Genomic DNA, 15,284 nt, shown 5'->3' with positions numbered 1-15,284 from the left:
ATCAATAAGTTATCAGGAACTTGGCGAAGCGGCGGGATGTTTCTGTTCTGTAACAGAGATAGAAGAGGAGCTTCCGTGACCGCCCAGCTGTCGAGCGCCGCCCATAGCTCCCATGGTCTTTACCACCGCCGTCCGCGATCGACGCTGATCTGCTTCAGTCACCTTCGCTGGGCCTTCGTCTTTCAACGGCCACAGCATCTGATGACCCGCTTTGCCGCGACGCAGGATGTGCTGTTCTGGGAGGAACCGGAATATCGCCCCGGACCGTCCGAACTGTATCGCCGGACCTGCCCCGACAGCGGTGTGGTCGTCCTGACCCCGCAACTCGACGACGCCTTGCGCGGGCGGGAGGAGGAGGCGCTGGCGACCTTGCTCGACACCGTGTTGGAGGCGGTGACCGGCCCGGTCCTTCGCTGGTATTACACGCCGATGATGCTGCCCTTTTCGGACCATGTCCGGGCGGCGTGCATCGTCTATGACTGCATGGACGAACTGTCCGCGTTCAAGGGCGCGCCGCCCGAGTTGCTGGAGCGGGAGCAGCGGCTGATCGAGCGGGCCGATCTGGTCTTCACCGGCGGGACCAGTCTGTACGAGGCGAAACGTAGCCGCCATTCCAATGTCCACGTCTTTCCGTCCAGCATCGACGCCGCGCATTTCGGCCGCGCACGTTCGGGGAGCGAGGAACCGGCGGATCAGGCGCCGTTGCCGTACCCACGGCTCGGTTTCGCGGGGGTCGTCGACGAGCGGATGGACCTGGAACTGCTGGCAACCCTGGCCGACGCCCATCCCGAATGGTCGCTGGTCATCATCGGCCCCGTCGTAAAGATCGACGAGGCCGATCTGCCACGTCGCGCCAATATCCATTATCTCGGTGGGCGGCCTTACCCGGCGCTGCCGGACTATATGGCGGGCTGGGATGTTGCGCTGATGCCTTTTGCGATCAACGAGGCGACGCGGTTCATCAGCCCGACCAAGACCCCCGAATATCTGGCGGCGGGCTGCCCGGTCGTCTCGACGCCGATCACCGATGTCGTTCGCCATTATGGTGCCCTGGCGGGGGTGACCATCGCCGACACGCCCGCCGCCTTCGTGGCCGCGTGCGAAGCGGCGATGGCCTTGCGCGCCGCCGGAAACGACTGGCGCGACGAGGCGGACAGGCAATTGTCACGCGGTTCGTGGAGCAGCACGGCACTGGAGATGACCGCGCTGATCGAGGCGGAGATCGCCGGGCGCAACCGGCACGAGCCCATCGTGTCCCCCGTCACCTGGCCGCCGCTACAGGACCGCTATGACGTGATGGTCGTCGGCGCGGGGTTCGCAGGAGCGGTGATGGCCGAGCGGCTGGCGTCCGATGGGGGTAAGCGCGTGCTGGTCGTCGACCGGCGACCGCATATCGCGGGCAATGCCTATGACCATCACGATGCGGCGGGCATCTTGGTCCATCGCTATGGTCCGCACATCTTCCACACCAATTCGGACGACATTTTCGAGTATCTGTCACGCTTCACCGATTGGCGGCCCTATGAGCATCGTGTGCTGGCCGATGTCGATGGCACGCTGGTGCCGATGCCGATCAACCGCACGACGCTGAACGCGCTATATGGTCTGGACCTGTCGAGCGATGCGGAGGTCGAGGCGTTTCTGGCGTCGCGCGCCGAGCCGGTCGACCCGATCCGCACATCGGCGGATGTGGTCATCTCAAAGGTCGGGCGCGAACTCTACGAGACGTTCTTCCAAGGCTATACCCGCAAGCAATGGGGCATGGACCCATCGGAACTCGATAAGTCGGTCACCGCGCGGGTGCCGACCCGGACCTGCACCGACGACCGCTATTTCGGCGATCGCCATCAGGCGATGCCCGCGCAAGGTTTCACCCGCATGTTCGAGGCGATGCTCAGCCATCCCAATATCGATCTGCTGCTGGGAGTCGATTATGCCGATGTCCGTGATGCCTATCCGCACGACCATCTGGTCTTCACCGGGCCGATCGACGAATATTTCAGCTATCGTTACGGCCGCTTGCCCTATCGCTCGCTGCGTTTCGAGCATCGGACGCTGAACGAGGAACGGCATCAGCCCGTCGCCGTCGTCAACTATCCCAACGAGGCCGTCCCCCATACGCGCATTACCGAATACAAGCATCTGACCGGCCAGACCGCGCCGCAGACCAGCGTGACCTATGAATATCCCAGCGCGACGGGCGACCCCTATTACCCGATCCCGCGCGACGAGAACCAGGCGCTGTACAAACGCTATGAGGCGCTGGCCCTGGCCGAACCGCATGTCAGTTTCGTCGGGCGGCTGGCAACCTATCGCTATTACAATATGGACCAGGTCGTCGGGCAGGCGCTGGCGACCTATCGCCGGTTGAAGCCGATGCTTGAGGAAGCCGAGATAACGGGTTTGGCCGCCCTGGCGGGGGGACGCAGCGCCGCATGACCCACGGAGAAGGGGGCGGCATGGCCAAGCCGGTCCTCCTGCTGGCGGCCCGGATCAATTTCGCCGTCGATTATGTCGCGAGCGTGCTGAAGCAAGGGGATAGTTGGGTGATCGGCCCCATGGACGACCTGTCGCAGGCGATCCGGGTCCTGTTGACGGAGGATCTGCGGGGCGCGGTCATCATCGGTCCCTTTCGCACCGAGGATCGCGAGCGGCTGGTCGACATTCTGGTCCGCCAAGCGCTGCCCTATCTGACGGTCAGGAGCGGCGTGCAAGCCGAACAGGACGAAGATGGCGCCGCGCTGTTCCCACCATTTGCCGCCTATCAGGTGGCGGACTGGGTCGCTGCGCTGACATGATCGGCCAAGCCAAGGCCGATTGATGAGCGACATACTCCAACGGGTTTGACAGACGATGAAGCGTAAAGCCGCCATTGCGAATGCCATCATCGAAAGCGCGATGGATTACGCGATCATTTCCCTCGATTCCGCCGGTCTCATTACAAGCTGGAATAGTGGGGCCGAACATGTGCTCGGCTGGTCCGCTGACGAAGCGCTGGGCCAGTCTGGCGAGATCATCTTCACGGCGGACGATCGCGCGGACGGCGTGCCGTGTCGGGAAATGCGGCATGCCGATGAAGCGGGACGTGCCGCCGATGAACGCTGGCACGTACGGCGCGACGGCAGCCTGTTCTTCGCGCTGGGCGAGCTGATGCCGCTGCGGCTGGAGGAAGGGGGCTACGTCAAGATCCTGCGCGACCGTACCGATCAGCGTCGCGCCGTTCAGGATCTGGAGGATAGTCGCAAAGAGACAAGCGGTGCCAACGCGATGCTCGCCGAGCTGACCGAGTCGCTTCAGGACCCATTTTATGCCGTGGATGCGCAGTGGCGCTTCACCTACGTCAACCGTAAGGCGGGCGAGCTTTGGGGGCGGGCGCCCCAGGACTTGATCGGCAAAATCTGCTGGGATGAGTTTCCCCAGGCGGGCGGCAGCGAACCCTATCACGCTCATCAACGCGCAATGGCCGAGCGCATCGCCGTCCGCCTCGAAGCGAAATCACCGATTTTGGGCAAATGGGTCGACATCGATATTCATCCGATCACGACCGGCGGGCTGGCCGTCTATTTCAAGGATGCCAGCCTAAGAAAGGCGGCGGAGATCGCGTTGAGGGCACAGAACGACACGCTGGCCGAGGAGATCGCCGAACGCACCCGCGAACGCGACCGGATCTGGCAGCTGTCCGGCGACCTGATGGACGTATGCAGCGCCGATGGCCGCCTCCACACCGTCAATGCCGCGTGGACGGCCATGCTGGGCTGGACCGAAGACGAACTGCTCCGCGCCAATTTCTTCGACCTGATCCACCCGGAGGACCGCGAGGCGACGGCCGCCGAGTTCGCACGCCTCGCCAAGGGGGAAGAGGCGGCGCATTTCGAGAACAGGTTTCGCGGACGGGACGGCTGCTATCATGTCATCTCCTGGGCCACGGCGCCCGAGGCCGACTTGTTCTACTCGATCGGCCGCGACATGACGGATCATCGCCGCGTCGAAGAACAGTTGCGCCAGAGCCAGAAGATGGAAGCGGTCGGACAGTTGACCGGCGGGCTGGCGCATGACTTCAACAATCTGCTGACGGGCATCACGGGCAGCCTGGAGATGATGGCGATCCGTATCGGACAGGGTCGGATCGGCGATGTCGAGAAATATAATGCGGCGGCGCAAGGTGCGGCCAAGCGCGCTGCCGCCTTGACCCACCGCCTGCTCGCCTTTTCCCGACGCCAGACGCTGGACCCCAAGCTGATCGACCCCAATCGGCTGATCGATGGAATGCTCGAGCTGATCATGCGCTCGGTGGGCCCGGACGTGGATACCCGCTATGTCGCACAGGCGGAGCTATGGGCCACGTTGGTGGATCCCAATCAGTTGGAAAATGCCCTGCTCAATCTCTGCATCAACGCACGGGACGCGATGCCGGATGGGGGAAGGCTGACCATCGAAACGTCCAACCGGACACTGGACGAACGCATGGCACGCTTTCACGAAATGGAGCCGGGGCGCTATGTCGCCGTGTGCGTGTCCGATACGGGGACCGGGATGACGCCCGATGTCGTCGCCAAGGCGTTCGACCCGTTCTTCACCACCAAGCCGATCGGCGTCGGCACCGGCCATGGCCTGTCGATGATCTATGGCTTTGCCCGCCAGTCGGGCGGCAGCGTTCGCATCCATTCCCATCCCGGAGAGGGCACGACCGTCTGTATCTATCTGCCCGCGCATATCGGCCGCGCCGAGGCGGAAGACGATGTCGCCGACCTGGCCGATGCCCCCCGCGCCAGGTCGGGCGAAACGGTGCTGATCGTCGATGATGAGCCATCAGTGCGAATGCTGGTCACCGACGTGCTGGAAGAACTTGGTTATACCGCGATCGAGGCGGCCGACGGAGCGGCGGGGCTGAGCGTTCTGCAATCCGATGTGCGGATCGATCTTCTGGTTTCGGATGTCGGTTTGCCGGGTGGGATGAATGGGCGTCAGATGGCCGATGCCGCCCGGGTGACCCGACCCGATTTGAAAGTCCTGTTCATCACTGGCTTTGCGCAGAATGCCGCGGTCGGTAACGGGCAGCTCGAACCGGGTATGCATGTCATGACCAAGCCCTTTGCCATGGAAGCCATGGCGACGCGGATCAAGGCACTGATCGAAGGGCGCTAGATCGCCTTCCACGCGTTGCGGAGTGCGTCCATGAGGGTGCGGCTGTAGATATGGTGCGTCGCCGTTTCGCGATGAACACCGGCGCTGGATGGCGCGATGCCCAGCGACGCGGCGGGCGTGAAGGTAAGTTCTCCGAAATAGATGCCGCCGCGACCATCGTACAGGTCGACGCGGACGAACTCGAACGGCGCCGAAAGCGCGCCCGCAGCGGCGATCATCATATCCAGCCGGTCGCGCGTCGCCATGGCGAAACCGTTTGGCACGGTCAGGCCATCTCTTTCATCCATCGCATCGAATTGCGGTACACGGAGCAATCGGCTCCACGGCTGTGCGAACCGCCCATGGTCGATCTGGCACAATAGCGGCTCGCCATGGATGCAATGGAACTTGTAATCGTCGGGCGGTCCCAAGCGATGCGCCGGTATCAGCGTTTCGACGATGATCTTTCGCGGCAGTCGCCAATATTGCATTTCGTGCAGGATCGCCGCGTAATCGATCGAAGCCAGGTCATATAGTCCACGCAAAGCCGCAGGATCGACGAGATCGCGCAGGAACGCGACGCCGCCACTGGCATGGGTCGGCTTCGCGACGGCGTCCGTACCGATATACGGACGAAGCCGGTCGAAGAGCTGCTCGGGCGACGCCAGCGTCTCGACCGGCATGACGGCCAGCGTGTTCGGGATGTGAAGGGCGGGGAAGCGTCGCTGTGCCTCGGCCTTGGCCGTTTCCTTGTCGACGAAGGTCCGCTGCAAGGCCGACCAATTCGGATCGATCATCCGGTCGTAAACGACGTCGTTGATCAGCGCATCGGGATGGTGTGGTGGCAGCGGTGCGCGGCCGAACTTGCGCGCAAATGGCACGGAAGCCGCCCGATGATTGGCCGCTCTCGTCATGGAAGCGGACCAACCGTCGTCCCCGTCTCGGTTCGGATTATCATTCAAGGGTGACGGCGTGGTGGCCATACTCACGAATTCCGGTTGAGGGCGGACGGGCTGAAGGTGGCGAGCAGCGCAAGGGACCAGATGTTTTTGGCGATCAGCCGATACGCGTCCAACAGCGGCGGCGACCGCCAGGATTAGCCGAGGCTTTATCCGTCGCCGCGTCGACCCGTCAGTTTTTGCGCCGCGGCGTCCAGCTCGGCGCGATCATTGCCGATACGCGCGATCAATTCGCGAGCCTGCCCCTGCGATAGCCCATGCTTTGATGCGAAATACGCGACTTCATAGGGTTCCTCGCCAGCGACCCTGCTACGATCTTGTCGGCCTTGCTTGTTTTTGTCGTCGGTCATCATTTCCTCCTTATTTCAGATCGATAGCGCCTCGAATTTCGGTCGTCCCATATGCCGACAGCGGCGGGCATCGATAGGACGAGGCTATTCGCGTCGCATCGCCAATGCGCTGATCGCGGCGAGACCGCCGAACACGGTACCGACGCCCATGACGCAGGCCTTCCGTCGCCGTTCGGAGGCGGCGCCGACCGCCAGATTGGGGATCAGCAACTGGTCCAGCTTCAGGATGATCGCGGGGGTGATCGGCAATCAGGACGATCGCCTTTGTCACGGTTTCGGGCGTCAGCGAACCGGGTGGCGACCGCTTCACACCCGTGTAATTCCCGGTGTGATCCACGCCGGGCATATCGACGAAGGTCGGATAGACGTCGCGGATGTGGATGCGCGGGTGCTCCAACAGTTCGCCGCGCAGTGCCACGCTAAACCCGCGCACCAGATCGCCTAATGCCTCGACCGCGCCGGCGCCTGCGTGGCCGAGGATCGTGCCGACCCGCATCCGCGCAAATGTGCCGCGCACGAGACGAAGATCGGTGCCGCAAACTGCCGATATGGTCAGGCGAACAAGGCGGTCGGCTGGTTCCTGAATATGGGGGTCGGGCACCGCGTCGATCCGGATATCGCCGATACCGTGCCAGGCGACTGCTTTCATCACGCGCTCTCCGCTTCGTAATGGGATAACGGAGGCAGAAGGACGGCGTTCCGAATTCAGCTCGGTTAAAAGGTTTTTTGTGCATCTGTGATATAGATTTTAACCGCTGGTCGGTGGCGATCGTAATTCTCGCGTGTCAGAAAAAGATATGAAGTCATAAGTCGATCATTGATCCATGTGGGTAGCGGATGTGGCATATTGACGTGGATCATCGAACACTTCGTATTTTTGGCTAAAGCTATCCGTCAATGTTGGCGGAGTGCTGTGTGGCGGAGAGGCGAAATCAGGGGAGCGATGCCAGCCTGATCCGGTGCGCATCGAACCATGCCCGCGGCTGATATGCGACGGGCGCGGGCGGCCGTACTCGCGATGTTGCTTTGCGGGTGCAGCAGCGAGGCGCGGGAGGTCGGTCCGACCGTACCGCAAACCGCACCGATCGGTGAGCAGGACCCACGCATCGCCTATTATCAGGACAATTTTGGGCAGGTCGCGCAGGGCGGCCGGTATTTCCTCTATTACGGTTGCGCCGGATGCCATGGCGACGGTGCGCAGGGTGCGCGCGACCTGACCGATGGGCGATGGAAGCGGGGCGGGGGCTTTGCCGCGGTCTTTACATCGATCGCCCATGGTCATGGCGACCGGGCCTATGCGACGCGCATTCCGGTCGAGCCGCTTTGGCAGTTGACCGCCTATGCCCGTGATCTGCAGCGCCACATGCCCGAGAAGCGACGGCGACAGGCACTCGACCAGCAGGCCGAACCCCGGGGGGCGGCATGGTGGGGACCGCAATGATGCGGATCATCGTGACCGGCGCGTTGCTGTCGCTGGCCGGGTGTCAGGGCATTCAGTCGCCGCTGGCACCAGGTGGTGATCAGGCGGCGGCGTTGCACAGCCTCTTCCTCCTGATGATGGGCGTATGCGGCGTCATCTATATGCTGGTTCTCGGCGGATTGGGCTGGAGCCTGTGGCGCGCCCGTTCCGCAAGCGATGCGGCGGTGGTCCCCGAGCGGGGCCTGTGGGCGGTGGCCATCGTGATCGTCGTCGGCCTCACCGTCCTCATCATCGGCAGCTTCGTCGCGGACCGCGCGGTGTTCGCCTCACGGGCGCACGGCGCGATGATCGTGCGCGTGACCGGACACCAATGGTGGTGGCGGATCGAATATCGCGATCCCGCCACCGGCCGATGGATCGAGACCGCCAACGAGCTGCACCTGCCACGCGACCGAACGACGCGGCTTGCGCTGGGCTCGGCGGATGTGATCCACAGCTTCTGGGTGCCCAATGTCGCGGGCAAGCTCGACATGATTCCCGGGCGCCGCAATATCCTGGACCTGACGCCGCGCCGGATCGGCTGGTTTCGCGGCCAGTGCGCCGAATTCTGTGGAACCCAGCACGCTCATATGGCGCTCGACGTGAAGGTGGAGAGCGCAGCCGCGTTCGATGCCTGGCTGGCGACGCAGGCGCGACCGGCCGCCGCCGTCGCGTCGCGCGGGGCGGCGGTCTTCGCGGGGCCGTGTGCCGCCTGTCACACCATACGCGGAACAGGCGCGTCGGGGCGGGCGGGGCCGGATCTGACGCATCTTGCGGCGCGGCGCTCGATCGCGGCGGGCACGCTGACCATGACGCGGGGTAATCTTCAGGGTTGGATCGCGCAGCCCCAGGCCTTGAAGCCCGGCACCGCGATGCCGAGCGTGCCATTGTCGGGGCCCGATGCCGATGCGCTCGCCACCTATCTGGAGCGCCTGCGATGAGGCCCGAACAGACGCGGCTGGACCGGCTGTCGCTGACGTGGCGCGACCCGCCGGGGTTGTGGGGGTTCCTGACCACCGTCGATCACAAGCGGATCGCGGCACGCTATATCGTCACCGCGCTGCTCCTGATGTTCCTGGCGGGCATGTTGGCGCTCGACATGCGCTGGCAGCTGTCGACGCCCGAAAATGTCCGCATGGGTCCGCAACTCTATAATGAGAGCTTCTCGCTGCACGGGTCGACGATGCTGTTCCTCGTCTCGGTGCCGGTCATGGAGGCCATGGCCTTCTGGCTGGTTCCCCTGATGCTGGGACAGCGCAACATGGCGTTTCCCCGGTTGGGGGCGTTCAGCTATTGGCTGTATCTCGGTGGTGTGCTGACGCTGTGGATCAGCCATGCCCTGGACATCACCCCCGATCTGGGCTGGTTCGAATATCCCCCGCTCAGCGGCCCTGCCTATGCCCCCGGCCACCGCGCCGATATCTGGGCGCAGATGATCACCTTTACCGAGGTCGCGGCTCTCGCCGCCTCGGTCAATGTCGCGGCGACGATCCTGAAGATGCGACCGCCCGGCATGACGCTGGCGCGGATGCCGGTCTTTTTGTGGGCGATGCTCGTCGCGTCGATCATGACGATCCTGTCGATGCCCGCGATCATGCTGGTGACGTCGATGCTGATCGCCGACCGTCTGGTCTCGACCCATTTCTTCTCGCCCGCCGGGGGCGGGGACGTGCTGCTGTTCCAGCACCTCTTCTGGTTCTTCGGCCATCCGGAGGTGTACATCATCTTCGTGCCCGCAACCGGCTTCGTCTCGGCGATCGTCGAGACGTTTTCGCGCCGCCCGCTCTTTGGGCATTCGGTAATCGTGCTGGCAATCCTGTCGATCGGCGCGCTCGCTTTTGGTCTGTGGGTGCACCACATGTTCGCGGTCGGGCTCCCGCGTCTCGGCAACAATTTCTACACCGCCGCCAGCATGGCGATCGCTCTGCCCGCCGGACTGCAGATCTTTTGCTGGATCGCCACGATATGGAGCGGACGGCCCTGGCTGGCGACGCCGATGCTGTGGGTGATCGGCTTCGTCACGACCTTCGTGATCGGCGGGCTATCGGGGGTAATGACCGCGTCGGCGGCGCTCGACCTGCAATTGACCGACAGCTACTTCATCGTCGCGCATTTCCATTATGTCCTGGTCGGCGGCGCGATGTTCCCGCTCTTCGGGGCGTTCTGCTACTGGTATCCCAAGGCGACGGGTCGGATGATGTCGGAGCGCTGGGGGCGGATCGCCTTCGCGCTGATCGTCGGCGGGTTCAATCTGGGCTTCTTCCCGATGCACCTGCTCGGCCTGCTGGGAATGCCGCGCCGGGTCTATACCTATCCTGCGGGCATGGGGTGGGAAAGGCTGAACCAGGTCGCCACCCTGGGCAGCGTGATTGCGGTGGCGGGCGGTCTGGTGTTCGTCGCCAATGCGCTGGTCTGTTACTGGCGGGGGGCGCCGTCCGGGCCGGACCCATGGGGCGGCTCGACGCTGGAATGGGCGGGCGAGGCGCCCGCACCGTCCTGGAACCTCGCCTATACCCCGATGGTCGACAGCCTGACGCCGATGTGGAACGGCGCTGCTCCGTTGCGCGTCGCGGACGGGGTGGCGATCGAGCGACGCGAGGTACTCATCACCTCCGTCACCGATGCCGATCCGCTTTATCGCCAGAAAAGCGCATCGCCCTCGATCTGGCCGCTTCTGTCCGCGCTGGCGGTCAGCGTGATGTTCATCGCCAGCATCTTCACCCCGTGGGCGATCGTGGTCGGTGCGGTGCCGATCGGCGCGGCGCTGACCGGCTGGTTCTGGCCGCAGCGCCCACGAAGGAACCGCGGATGACCACGTCACCCCCACGCCCGTTCGAGGTCGTCGCCGACCTGTCGAGCCTGCCGTCCGGTGCGATCGGCGCGCGGCACCTGGTCTGGTGGGGCAATATCGGTTTCATGGTCATCGAAGGGACAGGCTTCGCGCTGGCGGCGGCGGCCTATCTCTATCTGATGACGCAGAGTGCCGTCTGGCCACCAGCCGGTGATGCGCTGCCCGGCCTGTTGTGGAGCGGGATCTTCACCGCCGCGCTGGTGCTCAGCACGGTGCCGAACCTCTGGGTGCTGTGCTGCGCCCGCGCCAAAAAGGCGGCGGCGGTGCGCTGGGGCATGGCGGGGTTGGTGCTGATCGGCCTGGTCCTGATGGCTTTGCGCGGGGCGGAGTTCGCCCATTTGGGGGTGCGGTGGGACCGGGACGGCTATGGCTCGGTCCTGTGGCTGCTACTGGTGCTCCATACGACGCATATCGTCACCGAATGGGCCGAATGCGCGGTCCAGGCGGTCTGGCTGTTCACACATGAGATCGGCGACGACCAGTTCTCCGACGTGGAGGACAATGCCAATTACTGGTCCTTCGTCGTCCTGACCTGGCTGCCGCTCTATGCATTGATCTATTGGGCGCCGCGGGCGCTATGAGGATCCGTGCCCGCGCCTGGGTGGGGCTCGTCGTGCCGCCGATCATCTGGTTCGCCTTCGAGCAGGGGCTGTCGGCGGTGCTACACGGCGATTGCACGCGCTCGGGCCTGGGGATCGCTTGGGGTGTCATCAGCCTTGCCCTGTGCCTTGGCGCCCTGTGGTTCGGTTGGCCGTATCGGGCGCGGCGGAGCCCGCTTTCGGACGTCTGGCTGGCACGGTCCGCTATGCTGGTAGCGGGCTTCTTCGCGCTCGCAATCCTCTTCCAGACGCTCGCCATTCTATCGATTCCGCCATGCGTCGCGTGAAAGCCATGGTCGCGCTGGCGTTTCTGGCCGCCCCGGCCTGGGCGCATGACACCGGGCAGCCCCATGACGAGCCGCCCGGCTGGACCCTCGATCCCTGGATCATCGTACCACTGCTGTTCGCGCTACTGCTGTTCGCCGTCGGGTGGCGGCGGCTGGCGCGGCGTTCGGGGCAGGGCAGGGCGCGATGGGGGCGGCGGGCACGGCTGTTCGCGACGGGGTGGTTGATCCTCGGCATCGCGCTCGTCTCGCCGCTCCATGAAGCGGGGGAGCGATCCTTCGCGGCGCATATGTTCGAGCATGAGCTGATCATGCTGGTCGCCGCGCCGTTGCTGGTGCTGGCCGAGCCTTTACCCGTGATGCTGTGGGCTTTCCCGGCGGCTGGGCGGCGCGCCATCGGATCGCTGGTCATGGCGCCCGTCATCGCGGTGCCGTGGCGCATGGTTTCGGCACCCGTGACGGCGACGCTCGTTCAGGCGACGGCCTTGTGGTTGTGGCATGCGCCCGTCCTGTTCGACCTGGCGCTTGCCCATGAAGGCTGGCACGCGGCGCAGCACCTGTCATTCCTCGTCAGTGCGCTGTTCTTCTGGAATGCGATGCTCGGCCGCCACGTCGCGGCCGGAACCGCCGCCCTGTGCCTGGTCGCGACCTCGATCGTCTCGGGCGCGCTGGGAGCGTTGATGGCCTTCGCAACGAGCCCCTGGTATGTCGGTTATGCCCGGCTGGGCCTTGCGCCCTTCGGCCTGACGCCCGCCGAGGATCAGCAACTGGCGGGCCTGCTGATGTGGGTGCCGGGCGGTGTCGTCCATGCGGCGGCCGCGTTGATCGTCATGCGGCGTCTGCTGAGGATCGCGCATGCCTAGGCGTCCGGTGCCTGCGACACTGATGTGGCTTGCCGCCTTGTTCGGGCTCGCGATGCTCGCGGCGGTCATCGCAGGGATAACCCTTTATGCCGAGACACGCGCGAAGACACGCACGCGTGCCGAGGCGATCACCGGTGGACGGGTCGATTGCGGGCGTGCCGCCATCGTGCAGCGCGGCTGCGGCGGCTGTCATGATATTCCCGGAATCACAGGCGCGTCCGGCAGCGTAGGGCCATCTTTGTCCAAGATCGCCACCCGTGCGCATATTGCGGGCGCTTTCCCCAACGATCCCGACACGATGACGCGCTGGCTGATGCATCCCCAGAAGATGCGTCCCGGCACCGGTATGCCGGAACAAGGGCTGAGCGAGGCGGAAGCGCGCGCGATCGCGGCCTATCTCTATACCCTGGATTGACCGCCGATCGTCGAAAGCCGGTTCGCGCCGGTCATGCCATCGAATGATCCTCCATTCCCGGCTCCAGGATCGCGTCGCCGTCGCTCGTCACCTTCACAGGGATCGACTTGGCGGCGGGCGTCTTGCTGCCCACGGCATAATGCCAGACCGGCATCAGGACGTTGCACTCGGGATAATAGCCGCCGATGCACCCGACCGGGATGTCGTAGGCGACGACGATCATCCCCGACAGATGCCGGTCGACCCCGTCATCGGCGACGGTGCGCAACGTCACCGCCTGTCCCACCTTCAGCCCCCGGCGTTCTATGTCGGATCGGTTCATCAGCACGACGTTGCGGATGCCGTCGATACCCCGGAAGCGATCGTTATAGCCATAGACGGTCGTATTGAACTGATCGTTGCTGCGCAGGGTCATCAGCCGCAGCGCGTCATGCCCGACGTCCGGCATGTCGAGATCCTCGTCGAGTGCCTCCGGTGTGACGAAATTGGCGCGGCCGGTATCGGTTTGCCATTCGCGCCGTTTGGCGGGCAGATCGCGCTGGAAGCCGCCGGGCTCCCACATGCGCGTTTCATAGTCGTGGAAATTGTCAGGCAGGGTGTGAGCGATCTCCCGCCGGATCTCAGCATAGTCGGTCATATAATCGTCCCACCGTACCTTGGGGTTGGGCTCGAAGACCTGTTTGGCAAGTTCGCACAACAGCCGTATCTCGCTGATGAGATGCGGAGAGGCCGGTGTGCGGATTCCGCGATTGCCGTGGACGCAGCCGGAGGTGTCCTCCATCGACAGCACCTGCTGCCCGGCTGCAGTCTCGTCTATCTCCAGCCGCCCGATGACGGGCAGGATATAGCTGATCTCGCCGGGGAGCAGCGCCGTACGGTTGAGCTTGGTCAGGACATTGACGGTCAGCCGCATCCGGCGCCAGGCGGGCTCCATTCGGCCCTGGTCGGGGATGGCGCGGGCGAAGTTGCCGCCCAGCATGAAGAACGCCTTCACCCGGCCTTCGAGGATCGCCTCGCACGCCTCGACCGTGTTGTATCCCGCCTCGCGCGGCGGCTCGAAACCGAATTGCTCGCCCAGCCGGTCGAGGGGGAATAGCTCGGGCTTTTCGGTAATCCCGACCGTCCGTTGGCCCTGGACATTGCTGTGGCCGCGGACCGGACAGATGCCCGCGCCGGGACGCCCGATATTGCCGCGCATCAGGAGCAGGTTGACCAGCATCTGCACCGTCTCGACCCCCGCACGGTGCTGCGTCAGGCCCATGCCATAAATGCCGATGGTCGACTGCGCGCGGGCATAGATGAGCGCGGTCGCTTCGAGATCGGCACGATGGAGACCCGACCGCCGTTCCAGCTCGTCCCAATCCTGTACCCGTAGCCAGTCGGCGAAACGCTCAAACCCGTGGGTGTGCTCGTCGATAAAGGCGAGGTCGAGGATCGGTGGCTCACCCGCCGCCAGCGCGTCGTCGTGCAGCGTCAGCACCGCCTTGCAGATCCCTGCGATCGCGGCCAGATCGCCGCCATTCTTGACCTGATGATAGTCCGAGCTGATCCGCGTATCCTTGCCTGTCAGCATCTCGGTTGGCGACTGGGGGTTCAGGAACCGCTCCAACCCGCGTTCGCGAAGCGGATTGAAGGTGATGATCGGCACCCCGCGCTGGCTGGCCTCCTGCAGCGGGTGGAGCATGCGCGGCGAGTTGCTGCCCGGATTCTGGCCGAAGAACATAAGGCAGTCGGTGGTCGCAAAGTCCCCCAGATCAACCGTGCCGACGCCCTGGCCGATGCTGGCGGGCAGGGCGACCGAGGTCGTCTCGTGGCACATGTTCGAACTGTCGGGCAGGTTGTTGTTGCCGTAAAGCCGGGCGAACAGCTGATAAAGATAGCTGCCTTCATTCGACAACCGGCCGGAGCTGTAGAAGACGGTGCCGTGTTGCTTGTCTTCCACGGCGCGAAGTTCGTGGGCGATCTCCGCGATGGCATGGCCCCAGGATACCGGGACATATTTGTCGGTCGCGGGATCATAGCGCAGCGGATGGGTCAGGCGGCCTGGCTGTTCCAGATGATAGTCATCCCACGTCAGCAACTCGCTGACCGTATGTTCGGCGAAGAAGGCGGGTGTGCAGCGATGCGCGGTCAATTCCCACGCCACCGCCTTCACGCCGTTCTCGCAGAATTCGAAGGGAAGCGGCGTGGCGGGTTTGACCCAGGCGCAGCTGTTGCACTGATAGCCATCGACCTTGTTATGCCGCGACAGCGCGACGCTGGCGCTGCCAAGCACGCTCTCCCGGCGCAGGATATTGCCGACCGAGCGCGCAGAGCCCCAGCCGCCGGAGGGGAGGCGATACGGCTTGTACGTGGCTTTCATCGGGCATCTCCTGCCGGG

At 64.4% G+C, this 15,284-nt stretch carries 14 protein-coding genes; 10 read left to right on the top strand and 4 right to left on the bottom strand.

Going from position 1 to position 15,284, the window contains the following annotated elements:
* The first annotated feature begins 75 nt into the window (after window positions 1-75).
* The 3 genes from glf to NS355_RS09790 are packed head-to-tail and all read left to right on the top strand — an operon-like array spanning window position 76 to window position 5,145.
* Complete coding sequence (gene glf / locus NS355_RS09800; protein ID WP_244489631.1) at window positions 76-2,439, top strand: UDP-galactopyranose mutase; 2,364 nt, start codon at window positions 76-78, stop codon at window positions 2,437-2,439.
* Between the two features lie 20 nt (window positions 2,440-2,459).
* Window positions 2,460-2,798: a hypothetical protein gene (locus NS355_RS09795; RefSeq protein WP_058745532.1), complete on the top strand. Its 339-nt coding sequence runs from the start codon at window positions 2,460-2,462 to the stop codon at window positions 2,796-2,798.
* Between the two features lie 55 nt (window positions 2,799-2,853).
* Complete coding sequence (locus NS355_RS09790; protein ID WP_153008175.1) at window positions 2,854-5,145, top strand: hybrid sensor histidine kinase/response regulator; 2,292 nt, start codon at window positions 2,854-2,856, stop codon at window positions 5,143-5,145.
* Here NS355_RS09790 and NS355_RS09785 read toward each other — a convergent pair.
* The 3 genes from NS355_RS09785 to NS355_RS18305 form a co-directional block, all read right to left on the bottom strand.
* Complete coding sequence (locus tag NS355_RS09785; RefSeq protein WP_058745531.1) at window positions 5,142-6,005, bottom strand: ATP-grasp fold amidoligase family protein; 864 nt, start codon at window positions 6,003-6,005, stop codon at window positions 5,142-5,144. The genes NS355_RS09790 and NS355_RS09785 overlap by 4 nt on opposite strands.
* Window positions 6,006-6,232: 227 nt before the next feature.
* Entirely contained in the window at window positions 6,233-6,436 is a 204-nt protein-coding gene (locus NS355_RS09780; RefSeq protein WP_084787799.1) for a DUF3606 domain-containing protein, read from the bottom strand.
* A gap of 7 nt (window positions 6,437-6,443) precedes the next feature.
* Window positions 6,444-7,082, bottom strand: coding sequence for an alcohol dehydrogenase catalytic domain-containing protein (locus tag NS355_RS18305; RefSeq protein WP_084787797.1), 639 nt, complete (start codon window positions 7,080-7,082; stop codon window positions 6,444-6,446).
* Window positions 7,083-7,406: 324 nt separating this feature from the next.
* Here NS355_RS18305 and NS355_RS09770 point away from each other — a divergent pair, with 324 nt between their 5' ends.
* The 7 genes from NS355_RS09770 to NS355_RS09740 are packed head-to-tail and all read left to right on the top strand — an operon-like array spanning window position 7,407 to window position 12,904.
* Window positions 7,407-7,874: a hypothetical protein gene (locus tag NS355_RS09770; RefSeq protein ID WP_058745529.1), complete on the top strand. Its 468-nt coding sequence runs from the start codon at window positions 7,407-7,409 to the stop codon at window positions 7,872-7,874.
* Window positions 7,871-8,833 carry a cytochrome c oxidase subunit II gene (locus NS355_RS09765; RefSeq protein WP_167345437.1) on the top strand — a complete coding sequence of 321 codons (963 nt, stop codon included), beginning with the start codon at window positions 7,871-7,873 and terminating at the stop codon, window positions 8,831-8,833. Before NS355_RS09770 ends, NS355_RS09765 begins: the two co-directional genes overlap by 4 nt.
* Window positions 8,830-10,704 (top strand): cbb3-type cytochrome c oxidase subunit I, encoded by a 1,875-nt coding sequence (locus NS355_RS09760; protein WP_058745527.1) that lies wholly within the window; start codon window positions 8,830-8,832, stop codon window positions 10,702-10,704. Before NS355_RS09765 ends, NS355_RS09760 begins: the two co-directional genes overlap by 4 nt.
* Entirely contained in the window at window positions 10,701-11,324 is a 624-nt protein-coding gene (locus NS355_RS09755) for a cytochrome c oxidase subunit 3 (protein ID WP_058745562.1), read from the top strand. The genes NS355_RS09760 and NS355_RS09755 overlap by 4 nt, the downstream gene beginning before the upstream one ends.
* Entirely contained in the window at window positions 11,321-11,629 is a 309-nt protein-coding gene (locus NS355_RS09750) for a hypothetical protein (protein ID WP_153008173.1), read from the top strand. The genes NS355_RS09755 and NS355_RS09750 overlap by 4 nt, the downstream gene beginning before the upstream one ends.
* The gene (locus NS355_RS09745) at window positions 11,617-12,489 is read left to right on the top strand and encodes a cytochrome c oxidase assembly protein (RefSeq protein WP_058745525.1); all 873 of its coding nucleotides are present in this window, start codon (window positions 11,617-11,619) and stop codon (window positions 12,487-12,489) included. The genes NS355_RS09750 and NS355_RS09745 overlap by 13 nt, the downstream gene beginning before the upstream one ends.
* Window positions 12,482-12,904, top strand: a complete 423-nt coding sequence (locus tag NS355_RS09740) for a c-type cytochrome (protein WP_244489630.1) — start codon at window positions 12,482-12,484, stop codon at window positions 12,902-12,904. The genes NS355_RS09745 and NS355_RS09740 overlap by 8 nt, the downstream gene beginning before the upstream one ends.
* 31 nt (window positions 12,905-12,935) lie before the next feature.
* Here the strand turns inward: NS355_RS09740 and NS355_RS09735 are convergent, their stop codons facing one another.
* Entirely contained in the window at window positions 12,936-15,266 is a 2,331-nt protein-coding gene (locus NS355_RS09735; RefSeq protein ID WP_058745523.1) for an FdhF/YdeP family oxidoreductase, read from the bottom strand.
* Window positions 15,267-15,284: the final 18 nt, after the last annotated feature.

Origin of the sequence: Sphingomonas yabuuchiae (assembly GCF_001477495.1) — a bacterium.
Classification (GTDB): Bacteria; Pseudomonadota; Alphaproteobacteria; order Sphingomonadales; family Sphingomonadaceae; genus Sphingomonas; species Sphingomonas yabuuchiae_A.
The sequence above is the reverse complement of the archived record's forward strand: the minus strand, read 5'-3'. Positions and strand labels throughout refer to the sequence as shown.